Annotated in this window: 17 protein-coding genes and 1 pseudogene; 14 read left to right on the top strand and 4 right to left on the bottom strand. The window is 43.1% G+C overall.

The window, feature by feature from the left end:
- Positions 1 to 127: 127 nt before the first annotated feature.
- The 8 genes from rpsK to prfA all read left to right on the top strand — a co-directional run bounded on the left by rpsK (position 128) and on the right by prfA (position 5,990).
- Positions 128 to 520: a 30S ribosomal protein S11 gene (gene rpsK, locus BJP37_RS00695; RefSeq protein ID WP_008191167.1), complete on the top strand. Its 393-nt coding sequence runs from the start codon at positions 128 to 130 to the stop codon at positions 518 to 520.
- A gap of 152 nt (positions 521 to 672) precedes the next feature.
- A complete protein-coding gene (locus tag BJP37_RS00690; RefSeq protein WP_008191164.1) occupies positions 673 to 1,617 on the top strand; it encodes a DNA-directed RNA polymerase subunit alpha in 945 nt (314 codons plus the stop codon).
- Positions 1,618 to 1,720: 103 nt separating this feature from the next.
- Entirely contained in the window at positions 1,721 to 2,071 is a 351-nt protein-coding gene (rplQ, locus tag BJP37_RS00685; protein ID WP_075895707.1) for a 50S ribosomal protein L17, read from the top strand.
- 61 nt (positions 2,072 to 2,132) lie between these two features.
- A complete protein-coding gene (truA, locus tag BJP37_RS00680) occupies positions 2,133 to 2,966 on the top strand; it encodes a tRNA pseudouridine(38-40) synthase TruA (protein ID WP_143727936.1) in 834 nt (277 codons plus the stop codon).
- A gap of 214 nt (positions 2,967 to 3,180) precedes the next feature.
- A complete protein-coding gene (rplM, locus tag BJP37_RS00675; RefSeq protein ID WP_070390670.1) occupies positions 3,181 to 3,630 on the top strand; it encodes a 50S ribosomal protein L13 in 450 nt (149 codons plus the stop codon).
- A gap of 5 nt (positions 3,631 to 3,635) precedes the next feature.
- The gene (rpsI, locus tag BJP37_RS00670) at positions 3,636 to 4,049 is read left to right on the top strand and encodes a 30S ribosomal protein S9 (RefSeq protein ID WP_008191157.1); all 414 of its coding nucleotides are present in this window, start codon (positions 3,636 to 3,638) and stop codon (positions 4,047 to 4,049) included.
- Between the two features lie 359 nt (positions 4,050 to 4,408).
- Positions 4,409 to 4,657 (top strand): 50S ribosomal protein L31, encoded by a 249-nt coding sequence (rpmE, locus tag BJP37_RS00665; protein WP_075895703.1) that lies wholly within the window; start codon positions 4,409 to 4,411, stop codon positions 4,655 to 4,657.
- A 220-nt stretch (positions 4,658 to 4,877) separates the two neighbouring features.
- Entirely contained in the window at positions 4,878 to 5,990 is a 1,113-nt protein-coding gene (gene prfA / locus BJP37_RS00660) for a peptide chain release factor 1 (RefSeq protein ID WP_070390668.1), read from the top strand.
- Between the two features lie 475 nt (positions 5,991 to 6,465).
- On the opposite strand, the gene BJP37_RS00655 is transcribed toward prfA, so the two are convergent.
- A complete protein-coding gene (locus BJP37_RS00655) occupies positions 6,466 to 8,334 on the bottom strand; it encodes an adenylate/guanylate cyclase domain-containing protein (protein ID WP_075895701.1) in 1,869 nt (622 codons plus the stop codon).
- Positions 8,335 to 9,000: 666 nt separating this feature from the next.
- Between BJP37_RS00655 and BJP37_RS00650 the strand changes: the two genes are divergently transcribed.
- Entirely contained in the window at positions 9,001 to 10,338 is a 1,338-nt protein-coding gene (locus BJP37_RS00650) for an AAA-like domain-containing protein (RefSeq protein WP_075895699.1), read from the top strand.
- Between the two features lie 239 nt (positions 10,339 to 10,577).
- On the opposite strand, the gene BJP37_RS00640 is transcribed toward BJP37_RS00650, so the two are convergent.
- Positions 10,578 to 11,003: a hypothetical protein gene (locus BJP37_RS00640; protein ID WP_075895697.1), complete on the bottom strand. Its 426-nt coding sequence runs from the start codon at positions 11,001 to 11,003 to the stop codon at positions 10,578 to 10,580.
- A gap of 825 nt (positions 11,004 to 11,828) precedes the next feature.
- On the opposite strand from BJP37_RS00640, the gene BJP37_RS00630 reads away from it, so the two are divergent.
- On the top strand, positions 11,829 to 12,620 hold the full coding sequence (locus BJP37_RS00630; protein ID WP_075895693.1) for an LmeA family phospholipid-binding protein: 792 nt from the start codon (positions 11,829 to 11,831) through the stop codon (positions 12,618 to 12,620).
- 209 nt (positions 12,621 to 12,829) lie between these two features.
- Here the strand turns inward: BJP37_RS00630 and BJP37_RS00625 are convergent, their stop codons facing one another.
- Together BJP37_RS00625 and BJP37_RS45300 are read right to left on the bottom strand one after the other, a co-directional pair.
- Positions 12,830 to 13,597, bottom strand: a complete 768-nt coding sequence (locus tag BJP37_RS00625) for a Uma2 family endonuclease (protein ID WP_499883210.1) — start codon at positions 13,595 to 13,597, stop codon at positions 12,830 to 12,832.
- A pseudogene (locus BJP37_RS45300) lies at positions 13,570 to 13,659 on the bottom strand (hypothetical protein); the annotation flags it as partial. The gene BJP37_RS00625 and the pseudogene BJP37_RS45300, both read right to left, overlap by 28 nt.
- A gap of 194 nt (positions 13,660 to 13,853) precedes the next feature.
- Between BJP37_RS45300 and BJP37_RS38135 the strand changes: the two are divergent.
- The 4 genes from BJP37_RS38135 to BJP37_RS00615 all read left to right on the top strand — a co-directional run bounded on the left by BJP37_RS38135 (position 13,854) and on the right by BJP37_RS00615 (position 19,594).
- A complete protein-coding gene (locus tag BJP37_RS38135) occupies positions 13,854 to 14,027 on the top strand; it encodes a hypothetical protein (RefSeq protein WP_158069338.1) in 174 nt (57 codons plus the stop codon).
- Between the two features lie 160 nt (positions 14,028 to 14,187).
- Positions 14,188 to 14,334: a hypothetical protein gene (locus tag BJP37_RS40625; protein WP_198953931.1), complete on the top strand. Its 147-nt coding sequence runs from the start codon at positions 14,188 to 14,190 to the stop codon at positions 14,332 to 14,334.
- A gap of 72 nt (positions 14,335 to 14,406) precedes the next feature.
- Positions 14,407 to 17,844, top strand: coding sequence for a HEAT repeat domain-containing protein (locus BJP37_RS00620; RefSeq protein ID WP_075895689.1), 3,438 nt, complete (start codon positions 14,407 to 14,409; stop codon positions 17,842 to 17,844).
- Between the two features lie 316 nt (positions 17,845 to 18,160).
- Entirely contained in the window at positions 18,161 to 19,594 is a 1,434-nt protein-coding gene (locus tag BJP37_RS00615) for an NACHT domain-containing protein (RefSeq protein ID WP_229415139.1), read from the top strand.
- Positions 19,595 to 19,632: the final 38 nt, after the last annotated feature.

Genomic DNA, 19,632 nt, shown 5'->3' with positions numbered 1-19,632 from the left:
GTAACTGCCAGGAGACCTTCTGTTAGTCACTTTGGACAAAGGACTTTGGACAAAAGACTTTGGACAAAATTGTTCAAGTTACTCAACCCCAAGATAATCAATCACCGATAGAGTAAAGTCAAGTGACATGGCGCGACCAACAAAAAAAGGTGGTACAAAAAAGCAGAAACGCAATGTACCCAATGGAATAGCATACATCCAGTCTACGTTCAATAATACTATCGTTACCATTTCTGACACCAAAGGGGATGTAGTCTCTTGGGCTTCAGCTGGCTCTAGTGGATTTAAGGGGGCAAAAAAAGGAACTCCCTTCGCTGCTCAGACCGCTGCTGACAGTGCTGCCCGACGAGCCATAGACCAAGGTATGCGTCAGGTGGAAGTGATGGTGAGTGGACCAGGAGCAGGTCGAGAAACCGCTATTCGGGCCCTGCAAGGAGCCGGACTGGAAATCACCCTAATCAGGGATGTAACTCCAATTCCTCATAACGGCTGCCGTCCACCCAAACGGCGTCGAGTATAAGAGTATATTTTTTGCGACCGTTAGGTTGAAAGGAAAGTAGCTTGAAAGGAGGAGGTTCATCAGGAACTTCTTACCCTTTTTACCCTTTGGCTTACTATCCCTTCAACCTGTATTCGGTTAAAGGGGTCTTATGAATAGAGGGAGGTCACTCTGTGGCGCAGTTTCAGATTGAGTGTGTAGAATCCAAAACACTGAAGAACCAAAGTCAGTATAGCAGATTTGTCCTAGAGCCTCTCGAACGTGGTCAAGGCACAACGGTTGGCAACGCCCTCAGACGAGTTTTGCTGTCCAACCTAGAAGGGGCAGCAGTGACCGCTGTCCGGATTGCTGGCGTAAACAATGAGTTTGCCACAATTGAGGGAGTCAGAGAGGATGTCCTGGAAATTATGCTGAATATGAAGGAAGTTGTCCTCAAAAGCTACACCTCTCAACCTCAGATAGGTCGAGTGATGATTACTGGGCCATCCACTGTGAGAGCTGCTCAGTTTGATTTGCCCTCGGAGGTGGAAATTATTGCTCCAGGTCAGTATGTTGCTACCTTAGCAGAAGGGGCTAAGCTGGAAATGGAGTTCCGCATCGAAAAAGGTACAGGATATCGCTCTGTGGAACGGGGGCATGATGAATCAACAGCGGTAGATTTCCTCCAGATTGACTCTGTGTTCATGCCGGTGACTAAAGTAAATTACAGCGTTGAGAATACTCGCATTGATGGTGCTCTGGAAAAGGATCGCTTAACTTTAGAGGTCTGGACCAATGGTAGTATAACTCCCCAAGAAGCTCTATCTCAAGCGGCTGGTACCCTGGTGGATCTGTTCAATCCTCTCAAGGATATTAATCTCGAATCTATTAAAGATGACTATGGTGATGATGACGATCCCACCAGCCAAATCCCGATCGAAGAATTACAACTCTCGGTTCGGGCTTACAACTGCCTGAAACGAGCACAGATAAATTCTGTATCCGATTTGCTCGATTATAGTCAGGAAGACCTCCTAGAAATCAAAAACTTTGGTCAAAAGTCGGCTGAAGAAGTGATTGAAGCTCTGCAACGACGTCTAGGAATTACACTGCCCCACGAAAAATCCGCTAAGACTTAACCACAACAATTAAACTTAAGGGACTGGAGAAGCACGCAAGTAGCTAGTCTAAACCCTAGGAATAAAGGCAAATCTTGTTCAAAAAAAAGGAGGAAGCTAAAAAATGCGTCACGGGCGTCGTGTGCCAAAACTGGGCAAGCCAGCAGATCAACGTCGGGCTCTGATGAGATCCCTGACCACTGAATTACTGCGTCATGGTCGAATCACTACCACTAAAGCTCGGGCAAAAGCCATTCGTTCGGAGGTGGAGCGGATGATTACCCTGGCCAAGGATGGTTCCTTGGCATCCCGACGTAGGGCAATTGCCTATCTCTACGACAAAAAGTTAGTTCACTCCCTCTTTGCTGAGGTGAAAACGCGATATGGCGATCGCAATGGCGGATATACCCGAATTCTGCGCACGGTGCGGCGTCGTGGTGATAATGCTGAAATATCTATTATTGAACTAGTCTGAGGCAATTAACAATTAAAGCAATTAACCATTAAAAATGTCAATTGTTAATCGTTAATCCATGATGTCTGCCAACGATGCTAAAGCTATCCAGCGAATTGCCCTGGTTATTCAATACCTGGGTAATAACTTTTATGGCTGGCAGCGACAACCAAAGCATCGCAGTGTTCAGTCGGAAATCGAAACAGTTCTGTCCACCGTGCAACAGCGAGCCATAACCCTATATGGTGCTGGTCGTACTGATACAGGGGTTCACGCTGCTGCCCAAGTCGCTCATTTTAATGCCACAGGTCCCATACCAGCCCATCGCTGGGCAGCCATACTCAATAGTAGACTGCCAGAGGATATCTTAGTCCGAGCATCAGCATTAGTCTCACCAGACTGGCATGCTCGGTTTAGTGCCATCTGGCGTCGTTATCGATACACAATCTATACCGACGCCTGCCCTAACTTGTTTGTCCAACCCTTTTGTTGGCACTATTATCAAGCTCCTCTTGATGAATCCCTGATCCAGGCAGCCTTAAAACCACTGCTGGGTAAGCATCACTTGGCAGCCTTTCACCGAAGCAACTCGGGGCGATCGCATTCCTGGGTAAATGTGCAAGCAGCCGAATGTTACCGCAATGGATCATTTATTCATATAGAAATTCAAGCTAACGGATTTCTATATGGTATGGTGCGTCTGTTGGTAGGAATGCTAGTACAAGTGGGAATAGGGAAGCTAACCCCAGAACAGTTTACTGACATCTGGGTTAACCAACAGCGGGACAAGGTGAAACACGCTTCCCCAGCCAAAGGCTTGTGCTTGCTAAGGGTTGGCTACCCGGAATGCCCCTTTCCCCCAGAAATATGGTATGATTCTCAACCCAAATTTATATTACCTCAATTGACGGGTTGAAGACTACACGTAACAAGGTTGAAGAGGGGGTGAAGGTGACAGGTAACAAGCCTGAAGGCTACTTCTAAAGATAAGTAACATTCAATTTTTACTGTCAACCTACTAACCGACAAGGGCTCCTTGGGGTAGAACAACCTGTGAAGCGTGGGCCTTAAGGCCAAGCTACAAGGGACAACCTTTCAACCCAACCGTAAACCTGATATTGATTGAACCGATGGAAAAAACCCACATACCAACTAAAGACTCAATCGAAAAAAAGTGGTACGTTGTAGACGCCACCAACCAGCGTCTAGGACGACTAGCCAGTGAAATAGCCATCATTCTGCGGGGGAAGAACAAACCTACTTACACTCCCCACATGGATACTGGTGACTTCGTGATTGTTGTCAATGCCGAAAAAGTTATGGTAACTGGCAGAAAACGGGAGCAAAAACTATACCGCCGCCATTCCGGTCGTCCTGGCGGTATGAAGACAGAAACCTTTGCACAATTGCAAGCACGTATACCCGAAAGAATTATCGAGAAAGCTGTCAAGGGTATGCTACCTAAAAACTCTCTGGGTCGCCAACTTTTCAAGAAGCTGAAAGTTTACACTGGTCAGACCCATCCCCATGAAGCACAACAACCCCAAGAACTAACTATTAAAACAATTCCAGGAGGCTAAAACCAATGCAAGCAGAAGAACAAGCAGGTCGCGCTGTTTACTGGGGAACTGGTCGTCGTAAGTCATCAGTCGCTAGAGTGCGTTTGGTTCCCGGTAGCGGTCAGTTGATTGTTAATAAACGTCCAGGGGACGCTTACTTTAACTTTAACCCCATGTACCTAGCCAGCCTGAAAGCACCTTTGGAAACCTTAGGTTTGGAAAATGAGTACGATATCCTAGTCAATGCCCACGGTGGTGGCTTAACCGGACAATCTGATGCTGTGCGTCTAGGGGTGGCTAGAGCCTTGTGCGAACTAGACCCAGAAAACCGCCAACCTCTTAAAATAGAAGGCTACTTGACTCGTGACCCACGGTCAAAAGAGCGCAAGAAATATGGCTTGAAAAAAGCTCGGAAAGCCCCCCAATACTCGAAGCGATAAATTATCAGCTGGCTAATTTAAAATTCAACATGGTAATTAAAAATTTGTAAGCATTCAAACCTTAGCTATCAGCTATCAGCCATTCCGAATAAACTTTTAGCTAAAAGCAAGAATAAATAAGCTAATAAATTAGCGGATTAAGGGTTGCCCACAATAGCTAATGTATGGGCAATATTAAGCCACATGCCTAAGTTTGACAGGATTGAAAAGCTGACTGCTAAGGGGCTGATAGCACCTCAAGTAGCGTGCGTGGCACAGGCTTATAGCCTGTGGTGTAGCGCATATCCTTACCAGAATTTAACAATTAGCAATGGATAATTAGCTAATTATATTGTAAAATACAAAGCAAAGGAGGAACTATGCCAAAACCAGATATTCACCCAGAGTGGTACCCAGAAGCCAAAGTCTATTGCAACGGGGAAGTTGTGATGACCGTTGGCTCAACTCAGCCAGAACTTCACGTAGATGTTTGGTCTGGGAATCATCCCTTCTACACAGGAACCCAGAAAATTATTGATACGGAAGGGCGAGTTGAACGCTTTATGCGGAAATATGGCATGCTTGATGCTCCAGAAAATACAGCTAGCTCTGATGGGACAAAGAAATAGCTCCTAAAGTTCAAGGGTGAAGGATGAAGGATAAACGATGAACCAGGAGGAATGAACGATGAAATGGGTTTAGCGATGGCTAACTTAAGGTTGACTAAAAACTTGATAAACAGTTAGGACTTAAACTTCCCACTTAATACTTCCCACTTCATAATTCATAAATTTATACTTCATCCTTCCTAACTTCTGAGGCTATTTCAAGAGAGCGATCGCATAAACCATGGCTGAAACCTACCTGCTGGAAAAACTCAACTCTGTCGAGCAAACCTACCATGAGTTAACAAGGCGTCTGGCTGATCCAGATATCGCCACAGACCCCAATGAGTTGCAACGAGTGGCAAAAGCTCGTTCCTCCCTAGAAGGAGTTGTTGCTACCTACGACAACTGGAAGCAAACCCAAGAGGAGTTGGCAGGAGCACGGCAAATCCTTAAAGAATCCACTGGTGAGCCAGAATTGCAAGAAATGGCAGCTCTGGAAGTTGAGGAACTCCAGACCAAGCTAGAGCACCTGGAAAGAGAACTTAAAATATTACTCTTGCCCAAAGACCCGAATGATGAAAAGAATATCATGCTGGAGATTCGGGCAGGAACTGGTGGCGATGAAGCAAGTATCTGGGCAGGGGACTTGGTACGGATGTACTCACGCTATTCCGAAAGTCAAAACTGGCGAGTAAAGTTATTGAGTGAGTCTCTGGCGGATATGGGAGGCTTCAAAGAGGCGATATTAGAAATTCAGGGAGACCAAGTTTACAGCAAGCTGAAGTTTGAAGCTGGGGTTCATCGAGTCCAACGAGTACCTGTTACTGAGGCTGGCGGTAGAGTTCACACCTCAACAGCAACGGTAGCCGTGATGCCAGAAGTTGATGAGGTGGATGTGGAGATTGACCCCAAGGAGATCGAAATTTCTACAGCCCGTTCTGGTGGTGCTGGTGGTCAGAACGTAAACAAAGTCGAAACAGCAGTTGATTTATACCACAAGCCTACAGGAATTCGCATTTTTTGTACAGAAGAACGATCTCAGCTGCAAAACCGAGAGCGAGCCATGCAAATTCTCCGGGCTAAGCTGTATGAGATCAAGTTACAGGAACAACAGGAAGCGGTGACCTCGATGAGGCGTTCCCAAGTTGGTACAGGGGCTCGTTCTGAGAAAATCCGCACCTACAACTACAAAGATAATCGGGTCACCGATCACCGACTGGGTCAAAATTATTCCCTCGCTCCTTTGCTGGAGGGGGACTTGGAGGGAGTGATTCAATCTTGCATTAGCCAAGACCAGCAGGAGCAATTGGAAAAATTGGCATCTTCTACATCCAACGGTGAATCTTTAACTTGATGCCAAGTTAGGTGACATACTCCCACACTGACAAGCGCGGTTCAGTGTGGGCTTCTTACCAACTCCAGCTATTGCTTAGGATACTCGGTAAGCTTTATTAACGATACGGGATGCCCCTCCGCACCGGAACAATACAACTCGTTCTATTTTTAAACACGCAGGTGGCGGTTAGCTCTTAATTTGTCTTCCCTGCTATTTTTATTATAACGTTTTTCAGGCTGTTTATCAGAGTTAATGCTCCGCGATTCATCCCTGGAGACGAAACCTTAGGATAGTGGAGCCTTAATCAAAAAGTTTTAACCCTTTTCCCATAACCGACTAACCATAAAGGCGACCCTATCCTTACGGTAACTTTAAACACTCATGCTGCGCATGTTCGTTGTGGGGCTTCTCGCGGAGGAAGCTAACTCAAGCCGAGACTATAAAACGACAGTGTGTTGTTAGCTTTCTGTATTACATCATAATCAAAATTTTGTCAACTATATTTTAAGTGTTGCTTGATTTTAGTTACTCCAGAGAGGCGAGTATGAAGTTGACATTGTCCAAGATAAATTTGTGCTACGCTATCTGCTGGATTCAAGCGTAGACATTCCTGAAACAGAACTGATGCCTTGGAGAAATAACGCAGATTATAAAGCACCAAGGCTTGTTCAAATTTGCTGCGAGTAATTAACTTGCCTTCTCGAAGTTGAGGTTCATCAGCATCAAAGATTTCATAAACTGTCACCATTTCGGATTTGCCCTTAACTGGTACCCGATCAATCAAGCGAATGGCATAAGCTAAGGGGTTATCTAACTTCCAATAAGTATGGTGAGTGATTAATAATGGCACCCCATAACGTTTCGTTAATTCTTCTAAACGAGAGGCTAAATTGACCCCATCGCTGATGACAGTGCTATCCATCCGATTTTTTCCTCCCACTGTTCCTAGCATAAACGAACCAGTATTGATGCCAATGCCAACGGTGATGGCTGGGTGTCCTAAGTTTTGCCGAGATTGATTATAGTCAGCTAGGGATGTGAGCATAGCAATTCCGGCGTTGACCGCATGATTAGCACTTTCGTTAAACAGAGCCATAATCCCATCCCCCATGTATTTATCAATAAACCCATGATTTTCAGTGATGGCAGATTCCATACGAGAAAGATAGGTATTGATAAATTCAAAATTTTCCTCAGGTGTCATACTTTCCGAGAGGGTGCTAAAGGAGCGAATATCGGAAAATAGCACCGACATCTCTTGCTGAACATGATCCCCTAATTGGACATCGGTAATGCTTGGTTTGTTCAATAACTGGAGAAACTGATGGGGGACAAAGCTTGCATAAGCTTGATTGACTTGCGAGAATTCCTGCAAAGAGCGTAGGTGTTCTGCTTCTGCTTTTTTGCGTTGGGTGATATCGTGAAAAGCTACGATAGCATAGGCAATGTCGCCCAATTCATTAAAGATAGGTGTTCCCCAACTTTCTATAGGGATAATTTTTTCTCCTTGGTGGATTTCAATATCATCGAGGGTGGCGTTTTCACCTTTTAATGCCTTTACCGCAACTAATTTTTCAGCAAAGTATAGCTGATTGGTTCCGGCAAAATAAAGTTGATAAACCTCTGGCATTTGCTCAGCTGTAGTTAATGGCACGACTCCCTTACCGAATAACTGCCGCGCCTTATAATTTAGGAATTCTAGTACCCCCTTATCATTAAACACAGCCACACCCACAGGCATCCTTTCTAGGAACTGGGTCAATTGATACTGCTTCTCTAGCAGTTCGTCAACTAAAACAGTTTGCTGACGGTTTATAGCACTCAGATGCTGCCACTCTTGATTAGCTTGTTCTGGTGCTGTAGTATATTCTGAAATCTGTGCTGCTTGATCACAGATTATTTTTTCCAACTGCTGATTGAGTTCCTGAAGTTGGCGATTTTGTGCCTTCAGTGTTTCCTCAATAAGATAACTATGTATGGCTTCTCTGACTGTCAATTTCAGGTCTTCAGATGGACAAGGCTTCCCTAGGTAACGATATAACTTTGCATACCGAATAGCCTTGGCTGTAGCTTTTAAATTTAGATCACCCGTCAGCATAATTTTGAGAGTTTGGTTAGAGAAAAAATAAGCTATGTTTAATAAGTCATCCCCTTTCAGATCAGGGATAACAGCACCAGCCAAAACTAAAGCAACTTCATAATCGTCATTGCGCAACTCTTCGACTAACTTTACAACCCCTTTACTCCCTTCAAAATTTTCAATCAGATTTTCTTGGCCGAGAGTATTACCTAGAGATATTTTTAGGTTATTGAGAACTGATGGATCATTATCAATACAAATAATTATTAATGGGTTTTTCATGCCAAATTATCTGCAAAAATATATTTAATTAGTCAAATTAATTCCTGGAAATTAATTATATAGTTTTTATAGTCACACCAAAAGCTTGCCTGCTTATTAATTGATTGGAGGAAATTCTTGAAGTAAATCAGTTGGTGGAATTAAAGATAAACTAGTAGTCCCTAAACTATTAGTTGTTTCCCATTGATTACTAACAGTAAGCAATCAACAGTAAACCACAAAAAATTTACATATTTTCTTTATTAATACCAACTCACTTATCTCAAGCTATGGATTTAGCAGACAAGTTCTATTTTTTGGAGCAACATATAGCATTGTGTCGATACTCCCCTCTACCGTCAACACAAAAATGTAGCCAATTGCTTTTACGATTTGGCTATACTATTGACCCAGTCTGCTGGAAATTTATCCGATTAACCCACTCAATTAACCCCCAATTCCCTAGACAATCTACCTAAAACCAAATGATCACCTTTAAATTAGTTATTTTTCAACTATCCCAAGACACCCATTTGATAGGCATGTTAGTACTATAAATAACATAATAGTATGTATTTGTCAATTAGCAAGTGTAGCCAGTTTAATCACGCTCATCAACCTAAATTAATTGTCTGCCTTGTTAGAAACCGCTAAAGTGTCGTTTGAGATATTGGGGAACTCTTAGTGATGACTATTGATCAGGTACTTGACATCCTCAAAAGTGTTGAGAAAATCAAGTTAACTCTACTTCAGGAATGGATATTGCACCAAGCCTGGGAAGGAAAAACCTATACCGATATGGCGATCGAAGCACACTATGGCCCTGAATATCTCAGAAAGACTGCCTATAAGTTGTGGCGATTACTGGGAGACATTTTTGGCAAAGCGATCACCAAGACCAATTTCCGGAACACTCTGGAAACAACGCCGATTACTCCCTACCATCAAGAGCTAATTGAGCAATATTACCGCCGTCAATGCCTAGGTAAAATTGCTGAATTTCCCAGTGGAGCACTTCCCCTACCATCTCACCTTTATATAGAGCGTCCTCCTATGGAAGAGCTTTGCTATCAAGCCATTCACCAACCCGGAAGTTTGCTCCGAATTACAGGACCAAAAAAGACCGGGAAAACGTCTTTGCTGTTGCGCATATTAGACCAGGCAAGAGAAAAACAATATGGCAGAGCATACCTCAATTTTAACCAAGCCGAAACCGCCATTTTAAGCAATTTAGACCGGCTATTGCGCTGGTTATGTGTTAACATCAGTTACCAACTCCAGCTTCCCCACCAACTCGATAACTATTGGGATAAAGACCTAGGCAGTAAGGTCAGCTGTATGACTTACTTACAAGAACATATCCTAGAAAAAATAGACTATCCCCTAGTTTTGGCAATGGATGAATTCCATTGGCTGTTTGAGCATACCCAAAGTGCTAAAGATTTTTTACCCTTATTGCGCTCTTGGCATGAGGAAGCTAAACAACTACCGGTGTGGCGAAAGCTGCGAGTGATTGTGGTTTACTCGACAGAAATTTATGTTGCTCTGGAAACTTCCCAATCTCCGTTTAATGTGGGATTACCGATTAAGTTACCCGAGTTTAACAAACAGCAAATCCAACAGTTAGCTCAGCTTTATAGATTACATTGGTCAAATAGTGAAGCTGCTGACAAACTGATGGCTATGGTGGGGGGACATCCGGGATTAGTGCAGCTTGCTCTCTATCATTTGGCTTATCATAATATTAGCCTAGAACAATTACTCGCTGAAGCAGCTACTGCTACGGGAATTTATAGTGACTATTTGCGGCAACACTTAAGTGTAATTAGGGAAAATCCTGATTTAGCTACTACTCTTAAACAGGTGGTTACAGCAGATAGGGGAGTTGAGCTCGATCCAATCAGTATCTATAAGTTACAGAGTATGGGTTTGGTTAGTGTTCAGAGAAATAAAGTCACACTATGTTGTAATTTATATCGTCACTATTTTTTAGAACACCTTCACATGTTGAAGGTTGAAGGTTGAAGGTTGAAGGTTGAAGGTTGAAGGTAAAAATTTTAAGGTTGAAGGTTGAAAGTTGAAGGTTGAAGGTTGAAGGTTGAAGGTTGAAGGTTGAAGGTTGTCTTTCAGAATTAATTCTTAATTCTTAATTCTTAATTCTTAATTCAAAAATTGCGTTTCACAAAACTATTCAAATCATTCCATTATTCAGAAACGCGCAAAATTCCCCTGTTTTGAAACAGGGGAATTTTGGAACAAACAATTTAATCTAAATAACCCATCAGCTGTGGATCAGCATCAACATCATTTGGGGCGATGGGACGTTTGCCCATGATGTACTCTATTTCATCAAGATGAAGATTACTAGCAGCAATTGGCCGCTCTCCAGACACCTTCATGATACCGAGTACCTCAATGTTGCTAGAGGTGATGGGGCGCTCTCCCATTACAGACATCGTTTCTAATACCTGGAGATTACTGGCATCAATTGGTCGATGTCCCATTATGCTTTGTGTTTCACTAATATGAAGCTCACTAGGAGCAATGGGACGGTTTCCAGGTAGAGGGGGAATTGTATCTAAGGCAGAGGTTTCCTGTGCTGGAGCTTCTGCTAGCTGAACTGCGGTAGTGTTTTCATTGATTGCAGTGCTATCGCTCACAGTGCTATCGCTCACAGTGCTATCGCTCATAATCGTATACCTAGAAGTTTTTAACCGAGTTTTTTAGCTATTCGGGCAAGATTAGCCCGTTGGTCCTACCCGCTGGCGGAGATGTGGGATTAACTATTGGTGTTATTGCCTCGTCTATGGGCGAGCGGGGTGCTTACAAAGTAGGAGAACAAAAAAAGCTCTGGTTGCTGTATTGACCTGGAGTCTTTGCTGTAACTGAGTTTAGTAAGGGGTAATCGGTAAATGAGTATCACCGATTCTCATTTTAATCCCATTAATTACGTTACAGACTGCAACGTTAGCTTAATTTTTGTTCTTGACTAACTTTTACAAGTATTATAGAGCCTTAATTATATTAAGCTACATTTTACGAAAGTAAACAATTAGGTGAAGGATTATAAAGTAGTTCTCAATTTGGTTAGGTACTTAGGCTCTGGTTCTTAGGGAGTAGAGAGTAGGGAGCAGCCCAGCCATTTGGGAGCCAGCGCCTTCATGATGGGTTCCCCTCCATGACAGAGTCCATCAAGATTGGATAAGAAAATTGAATGTACTTGATAAGTATGACAAATGCTACAGGACTTACGGATTTGCCCCCGTTGGTCCCCCAAAATTGGAGAACCAACGGGGGCTTTAAGAAAACCAGATGATCGTGCATTCATTCCTTAATTCAGCAACGCCAAATAACCTACCCTAAACTGGAAGCTAAAGGTGAACAACCCATTAACTTACCCGACACTGGATGTCAATGGGGAATAACCAAATAACCTTCATCCCTAGGATCGATTGCTGAGTTCTTCACATTTTGTTACAAATGTAGAAGTAACTCTCGCAGGATGCAAGATGGTTATGTTAGGTGGCTTCACCGGTACAAATAATTCTGGCACCGACTGGGGTGAACAGCTGCTCAATACTGTTGCCAGCAAGACCATTCGCCACCTGTTTACTACAAGCGAATCGGTAGATGTTTCTGTGCGCTGCTTTCCCTCTAGCAAGTTGCTACAAGGTAGCATCGACAGTTTCAAAATGAGTGGTCGTGGTTTAGTGATTCGTCGGGAATTCCGGACAGAGGAGATGTCCTTTGAAACCGATGCTGTCTCTCTCGACTTCAGCTCAGTGCTTCAGGGTAAGATTTCTCTGAAACAACCTACTCAAGCGATCGCTCAAGTTATTCTGACTGAAGCTGACATCAACCAATCCTTTAAAGCACAACTAGTAAGAAAGCGGCTGGAAAACCTTTCTACACCAGGGTTAACCGCACTATCTGGTGGTGCGCCGGTTTCCTTTACCGAGGTGCAAGTTCAGCTGCAACCGAACAATGGTCTACGGTTATTTGCTAAGGCTGACCTACCCAATTACGGCATAGTACCGATTAGTATGACATCTACCATCGGAGTAGAGCGGCGACGGCGGATTTTGTTTAAAGACTCCCAGTTTCAAGCTAATGAAATACCAGAGTCGTTACAAGAGATATCTAAAACCTTGACAGTAGCCCTCGATGAGATCTTGAACAATATGGTGGATCTAGACCGCTTCAACCTGGATGGTGTCACTATGCGCATCAATCGTCTAGAGACCCAAGGGAAAAAGCTAGTTTTCAGTGGCTACGCCCAAATCGATCACATCCCCAATAATCCTTGACCGGTCAGCGGTCAGCGCTCAGCGGTCAGCGCTCAGCGGTCAGCAGTCAGCGCTCAGCAGTCAGCGGTCAGCAGTCAGCGGTGCGCGTAGCGCTAATCGCTGATAGCACCTCAATTAGCCCATAAACTGATAGCTGATAGCTGATAACTGATAACTGTTGGCGTAGCGTGCGCGTAGCGCATTAGCTTACAGAAAAACTCAGACAGGGGTTAAATTTCATCGGGATTAATACCCATCTGTCGTAACCGTTCTGCTAGTTGTTGAGCTCGTTGTTGAGCCAGTTCCTTCTGTTGACGTTCTTGTTCAGCTCGTTGGTATTCTTCTTCCGCTCGTTGGTATTCTTCTTCGGCTCGTTGCCGTTGAAGTTCGGTTCGGTCTGCCTCAGTGGGAATCCAATTCCCATCTTGATCATACCAACGTAGCCACAACCGATTCAATCCCCGATATTGACCAAGCCATAGCCCTAGACCCAATTGCAACTCAGGGATCCAAAATTGGGAATTGTCTATGGTTTGGGGTTGATAGCTGCCGCCATCTAACTTAAAAATTCGCAATTCATTGCTGACTCGCTCAAAGGTGACATAGTAGGGAATAGCTAAAATCTGCTCGTACACTTCCCATTTGGTGGGTGGTTCTGCCGTTCGTTCACTGTAACCGAGGTCTTGATCTCTGGTGCTCGCAGAGAGCAACTCTATCGCCACAATTGGTCTGACCTCTTCTTGCCAGATCACATAACTCATTCTCAGCTCTCGTCCCTGGTAGAATCGGGAAATCCCTACTACGGCAAACCAATCCGGTCGTTTATACCAAGCGGTATGCTTCGGGTCATAATATAAATTTAAGTCACTGGCGACAAACACCCTTTCGCTGTCATAATTGGGGGGGCGAAATGTCTCACTACACAGTTGTGGTTGCCAAAGATGAAATTCGTCAGGCAAACCCGGCTCCTCTGGATCTTCACTGGGTAAATCATACATGGTGGGCAGGGTTTCTTTGGCCGGATGAGGGAGAATAACTTTTTTAAATGAGGGTTTGGCAAGTGACATGAGATGACCTCAATTTTTCCGACTGATGAGTTTGATCTTAGCAAGGGAGTAGGGAGTAGGGAGTAGGGAGTAGGGAACAGGAAACAGGGAACAGGGAACAGGGAACAGGAAAGAGAAAAATCCTGTGTACCTCAGGTGCGACCCGTGGCGAATTTAATTCTTAATGGGTCAAGCGCACCTAATAGTTATGAAAAACGCTGTTCCGATTCCCGATTCCCGACTCCCGACTCCCGACTCCCGATTCCCGACTCCCGATTCCCTACTCCCTACTCCCTACTCCCTTTGCTCTATAATGATAAATAAACCAAAAAACAACTACCAATATCATCCTGGATTGGTTAGCAGTTTGGGGAATTTCTAGTGCTGGTGGCTATCTCGCTAAAGAGGTGATTAGTCCGTTGGCCAAATAAGCTCTAGAAGACTACACCAACGACTTCTTCAAAGAATCCATCAAAGAGTATACCGGACTATCGGATCAAAATATCCAGAATAAACTCTTGGGTAAAGCATTAAAATAATTTATGGCTTTAGTGGAAGAAGAATTGGAAGATGCTGATTTATCTAAGCAAGAATTAAAACAGTATAGTAAACCTCTTAATCAGTATATTAACATAAATCTATTAAAGCTATCCTGGGCAGTGCGTTCAAGTATGGCTGTAAAGGAATAGATACCGATATATTAGCGAAGACTTAGATTGAGCTTGACTTATTAGAATTACCGGAAGGATTTGATTTGCACTATGTACTATATTGGTAAAAACTATATCAAGAAAGGAAAAAAGAATAACAATAATAAAGTAAAAAATATTATTTGGAAATCCGATCAGTTACGGCCTATCCGAGATTCCCAAACCTTGGAAGCGATCGCAGAAAATACTAAACCAGTAATTACCCCAGATGTTGACTTAAGGAAATATCAGGAAGCACTCCTAGAGAGCTACGGTAATGTCAAATTGGATAGTTTGGATACTAGTGGCTGTGCTTATAATGAACTAAAACTTTGGAATATATTTATCCCCCAAAATGTGCAAGAGGTTCATGACTTGATGCCGGAGGCGATTCATGAACTGCCTAAGGATGATTATCGAAAACTGCACGAGAGTGGTGAACTAGATCAGGAAATTGACCAAAAGGAGTTGCAACGAGCTAAAGAGGTTTATTATCAACAGCCAATTCAATCGATATTGGATGTGATCAAGAACTCTCAAGGCTATCGCTATTTGGTGGTTTTAGGAAACCCAGGGTCTGGTAAATCTACCTTGCTGCAATATTTAGCATTGGAGTGGGCAAGAACCGATCTAACTACTGAAAGTTCTCTACGGATTCCGTTACTGATTGACTTACCCACTTATATCCGGAATCGCGATAGTGGACAGTGTCAGAATTTCTTGGAATTCTGCCATCAAAGTAGTGGAGCGATATGTCATCTGAATCAAAATAAACTTGATGATCAGTTAAAGGCTGGTAAAGTTTTAGTGATGTTTGATGGCTTGGATGAAGTGTTTGAGCCAGGGAAACGAGAAGATGTCATTACTGATATTCATCGCTTTACAAATAAGTATCCTAAGGTAAGAGTAATTGTGACATCTCGGGTAATTGGTTATAAACCTCAACGGCTACGGGATGCTGAATTTCGTCATGTAATGCTCCAAGACTTGGAGTCGGAACAAATTCAAAGGTTTATCGATCAGTGGCATGAGTTAACCTATACTGATCAAGTCGATAAAGTTAGGAAACAGGAGCGCTTACAAAAAGCCATTAAGACATGCTCTCGGATTCGACAACTGGCGCAAAATCCCCTATTACTAACGATGATGGCAATCCTGAACCACAATCAAGAATTGCCTCGTGACCGCTCTGAACTCTATAACCAATCTTCTCGCTTACTGCTCCATCAATGGGATGTGGAACTAGCATTACTAGAAGATAATGGTGTTGAACCGAAGACTATTGATTATCAAGATAAGCAACAGATATTGGGAAAAGTGGCAGATTTCATGCAGGGTAATCAAGGGGGATTAGCGGGAAATCTGATTAGTGGGGAAGATTTAGAAAGAATTATCAAAGAAGAGCTGAAGTTACGGGAGGTTACTAATCCTAAAGCTGTTGCTAAGGTAATGATTAATCAGTTGTGTACCCGCAATTTTATCTTTTGTTCAATGGGAGCAGATTACTACGCTTTTGTGCATCGGACATTTTTGGAATATTTCTGTGCTCGGGAATTTGTCAGGAAATTTGAGAAAAAGCAGGAGATTTCCCTAGCACAGTTGAAAACTGAGGTATTTGGTAAGCACTGGCGGGATCAATATTGGCATGAAGCGCTACAGTTGGTTGTGGGCATGATTGATTCCCACAAAGGTGGAGAGATTATTGAGTATTTGATGGCACAAGGTGAAGTAGAGGATGATTTTAATAATTTATTTCTGGCAGGGGATTGTTTATCTGAGGTTAGGAATCGGTATGAGATTAAATCAACGAATATTGGATTACTGAATCGCGTCAAAGACTTAATTCATGATGATCTAAATTATACTTATAACAAGTATAGAGAGGAAACCAACTTAGTCCGTGATATTCGCACTAAAGCTGTGGTAGCAGTAGCCACCCATTGGCAAGACCACCGAGATAGCTTAGCCCTACTTAAAAAATTGGCTCGCTGTGATGCTGATTTGTGGGTGCGAGTTACAGCAATTGAACAGTTAGTTAAAAGTTACAAAGACCACCGAGATACCTTAGCCATACTTAAAAAATTGGCTCGCTCGGATAAAAATTTGTTGGTGCGAGCTACAGCAATTGAACAGTTAGTTCAAGGTTACAAAGACCACCCAGATACCTTAGCCATACTTAAAGAATTGGCTCGCTGTGATACGGATTTGTGGGTGCGGGTTAGAGCAATTGAACAGTTAGTTCAAGGTTACAAAGACCACAAAGATACCTTAGCCATACTTAAACAATCGGCTCTCTGTGATACGGATTCGTCGGTGCGAATTAGAGCAATTGAAGAGTTAGCTAAAGGTTACAAAGACCACCAATATACCTTAGCCCTACTTGAACAAGCGGCTCGCTGTGATACGGATTCGTCGGTGCGAGTTAGAGCAATTGAACAGTTAGTTAAAACTTACAAAAACCACATATATACCTTAGACATACTTCAAGAATTGGCTCGCTGTGATACTGATTCGTGGGTGCGAGCTACAGCAATTGAACAGTTAGTTAAAGCTTACAAAGACGACCGAGATACCTTAGCCTTACTTCAAGAATTGGCTCGCTCTGACCAAGATTGGCAGGTGCGAATTAGAGCAATAGAACAGTTAGCTAAAGGTTACAAAGACCACCAATATACCTTAGCCATAGTTCAAGAATTGGCTCGCTGTGATACGGATTCGGATGTGCGATGTAAAGCAATTGAACAGTTAGCTAAAGGTTACAAAGACGACCAAGATACCTTAGCCATAGTTCAAGAATTGGCTCGCTGTGATACTGATTCGTGGGTACGAATTACAGCAATTGAACAGTTAGCTAAAGGTTACAAAAACCACCGAGATACCTTAGCCCTACTTCAACAATGGGCTCGCTGTGATACTGATTCGTGGGTACGAGTTACAGCAATTAAACAGTTAGCTAAAGGTTACAAAGACCACCGAGATACCTTAGCCCTACTTCAACGATGGGCTCGCTCTGATGCTGATTCGAGTGTGCGAGTTACAGCAATTGAACAGTTAGCTAAAGGTTACCAAGACCACCGAGATACCTTAGCCCTACTTCAACAATGGGCTCGCTGTGATACTGATTGGCAGGTGCGAGTTACAGCAATTGAACAGTTAGCTAAAGGTTACCAAGACCACCCAGATACCTTGGCCCTACTTCAAGAATCGGCTCGCTGTGATACTGATTCGGATGTGCGATGTACAGCAATTAAACATTTAGCTCAAGGTTGGAAAGACCAGCCTTGGTTATTTGAATTTTTATGGGATGGCACTCTCCATGAACCCTTTGACCGTAAGGAAGACTGGGATGACAATCCTCGACAAGTAGCTCTTAATGCCATCCTGGAATATTATCCTAACCATTCCGAAACCCGATCCTTATTACAGGATAGAGCAAAGCATGACCCCGATCCTGAACTGCGGAAGTTTGCTAAGGAGAATTTAGAATTTAGAATGAAGAATTTAGAATGAAGAATTTAGAATGAAGAATTTAGAATTAAGGCGTAGGGTGTGTTAGGGACGGGTGCATCTCACTTTGGTAAATGTTGAGTAGGGTGCGTTAGGGACGGGATCGCCCTAATTTTCCACCTCTTCGCCAGTTGGAACAGTCCGTCCCGTAACGCACCACCGGCTCAAACAGCAAAAATGAGATGCACCCGTTAGGGAAGGGCTCGCCAAGACGCAAGCCATAGCAAGTGTTAGGTTGTTGCCCGTAAGGCACCATCAGGTCAAACTGATTGCCTTTTGTCTATACTGATAGATAAACCAAAAAATAACTACCAATAATATGCTGGATTGGTTAGCAATTTGGGGACTTTCTAGTGCCGGTGGCTATCTCGCCAAAGAGGTGATTGGTCCGTTGGCGAAAGAAGCTCTAGAAGACTACACTAAAGAGTTTTTCAAAGAGTCTATCAAAGAGTATACTGGACTATCGGATCAGAATACCCAGACAAAGCTCTTGCGTGACGCCTTAAAAGAATTTATCAATTTAGTGCAAGAAGAATTGGAAAATGCTGGCTTATCTAAGCAAGACGTAAAACAATATACTAAACCCCTCAAGCAGTATATTAAGGAGAAATCCATTAAAGCTATCCTGGGCAGTGCCTTTAAGTATGGCTGTGAAGGAATAGATACCGAGACATTAGCAAAGACTTGGATTGAGCTTGACTTATTCCCATTACCGGAAAGATTGGATTGGCACTATATTGGTAAAGGGTATCTCAATAAAGTAAAAACGATTATTCGCAAATCAGATAAGTTACGGCCTATCCGAGATTCCCAAACCTTGGAAGCGATCGCAGAAAATACGAAAGCAGGCATTATCCCAGATTTTGACTTAAGGGAATATCAGGAAGCACTCCTAGAGAGCTATGGTAATGTCAAATTAGATAGTTTAGATACTAGTGGCTGTGCTTATAATGAACTAAAACTCTGGAAGATATTTATCCCCCAAAATGTGCGAGAAGTTCATGACTTGATGCCAGAGGCGATTCATGAACTGCCTAAGGATTATTATCGAAAACTGCTAGAGAGTGGTCAACTAGATCAGGAAATTGACCAAGAGGAGTTGGAAGACGCTAAAGAGCGTTATTATCAACAGCCGATAAAATCCGTATTAGATGTAATTGAGGACTCACAAGGCTATCGCTATTTGGTGGTTTTAGGAGACCCAGGCTCTGGTAAATCTACCTTGCTGCAATATTTAGCATTGGAGTGGGCAAGAACCGATCTAACTACTGACAGTTCTCTACTAATTCCCTTACTGATTGAATTACGCACCTATATCCGGAATCGCGATAGTGGACAATGTAATAACTTCTTGGAATTCTGCCATCAAAGCAGTGGAGCGATATGTCATCTCAATCAACATCACCTTGATCAGCAGTTAAAAGATGGTAAGGCATTAGTGATGTTTGATGGCTTGGATGAAGTGTTTGAGCCAGGGAAACGAAAAGATGTCATTACTGATATTCATCGCTTTACGAATCAGTATCCTAAGGTAAGAGTAATTGTAACATCTCGGGTAATTGGTTATAAACCCCAACGGCTACGGGATGCTGAATTTCGTCATCTTATGCTCCAAGACTTGGAGTCGGAACAAATTCAAACCTTTATCGAGCACTGGCATGAGTTAACCTTTACTGATCAAGCCGATAAAGTTAGGAAACGGGAGCGCTTACAAAAAGCAATAGACACATCCTCCCCATCGGTGACAACTTAAGCCTGTATGCCAATTGTCAAGGGGGTTGAGGAAAAAGG

Origin of the sequence: Moorena bouillonii PNG, from assembly GCF_001942495.1 — a bacterium.
Classification (GTDB): domain Bacteria; phylum Cyanobacteriota; class Cyanobacteriia; order Cyanobacteriales; family Coleofasciculaceae; genus Moorena; species Moorena bouillonii.
The sequence above is the reverse complement of the archived record's forward strand: the minus strand, read 5'-3'. Positions and strand labels throughout refer to the sequence as shown.

Bases quoted from the DNA above. Each gene is read 5' to 3' on its own strand.
- BJP37_RS00655 (WP_075895701.1), bottom strand. From the start codon at position 8,334: ATGAAAAACCCATTAATAATTATTTGTATTGATAATGATCCATCAGTT.
- BJP37_RS00630 (WP_075895693.1), top strand. From the start codon at position 11,829: ATGTTAGGTGGCTTCACCGGTACAAATAATTCTGGCACCGACTGGGGT.
- truA (WP_143727936.1), top strand. From the start codon at position 2,133: ATGTCTGCCAACGATGCTAAAGCTATCCAGCGAATTGCCCTGGTTATT.
- prfA (WP_070390668.1), top strand. From the start codon at position 4,878: ATGGCTGAAACCTACCTGCTGGAAAAACTCAACTCTGTCGAGCAAACC.
- BJP37_RS00640 (WP_075895697.1), bottom strand. From the start codon at position 11,003: ATGAGCGATAGCACTGTGAGCGATAGCACTGTGAGCGATAGCACTGCA.
- rpmE (WP_075895703.1), top strand. From the start codon at position 4,409: ATGCCAAAACCAGATATTCACCCAGAGTGGTACCCAGAAGCCAAAGTC.
- BJP37_RS38135 (WP_158069338.1), top strand. From the start codon at position 13,854: ATGAAAAACGCTGTTCCGATTCCCGATTCCCGACTCCCGACTCCCGAC.
- BJP37_RS00620 (WP_075895689.1), top strand. From the start codon at position 14,407: ATGTACTATATTGGTAAAAACTATATCAAGAAAGGAAAAAAGAATAAC.
- rpsI (WP_008191157.1), top strand. From the start codon at position 3,636: ATGCAAGCAGAAGAACAAGCAGGTCGCGCTGTTTACTGGGGAACTGGT.
- rplQ (WP_075895707.1), top strand. From the start codon at position 1,721: ATGCGTCACGGGCGTCGTGTGCCAAAACTGGGCAAGCCAGCAGATCAA.
- rplM (WP_070390670.1), top strand. From the start codon at position 3,181: ATGGAAAAAACCCACATACCAACTAAAGACTCAATCGAAAAAAAGTGG.
- BJP37_RS00615 (WP_229415139.1), top strand. From the start codon at position 18,161: ATGCTGGATTGGTTAGCAATTTGGGGACTTTCTAGTGCCGGTGGCTAT.
- rpsK (WP_008191167.1), top strand. From the start codon at position 128: ATGGCGCGACCAACAAAAAAAGGTGGTACAAAAAAGCAGAAACGCAAT.
- BJP37_RS40625 (WP_198953931.1), top strand. From the start codon at position 14,188: ATGGCTTTAGTGGAAGAAGAATTGGAAGATGCTGATTTATCTAAGCAA.
- BJP37_RS00650 (WP_075895699.1), top strand. From the start codon at position 9,001: ATGACTATTGATCAGGTACTTGACATCCTCAAAAGTGTTGAGAAAATC.
- BJP37_RS00625 (WP_499883210.1), bottom strand. From the start codon at position 13,597: ATGTATGATTTACCCAGTGAAGATCCAGAGGAGCCGGGTTTGCCTGAC.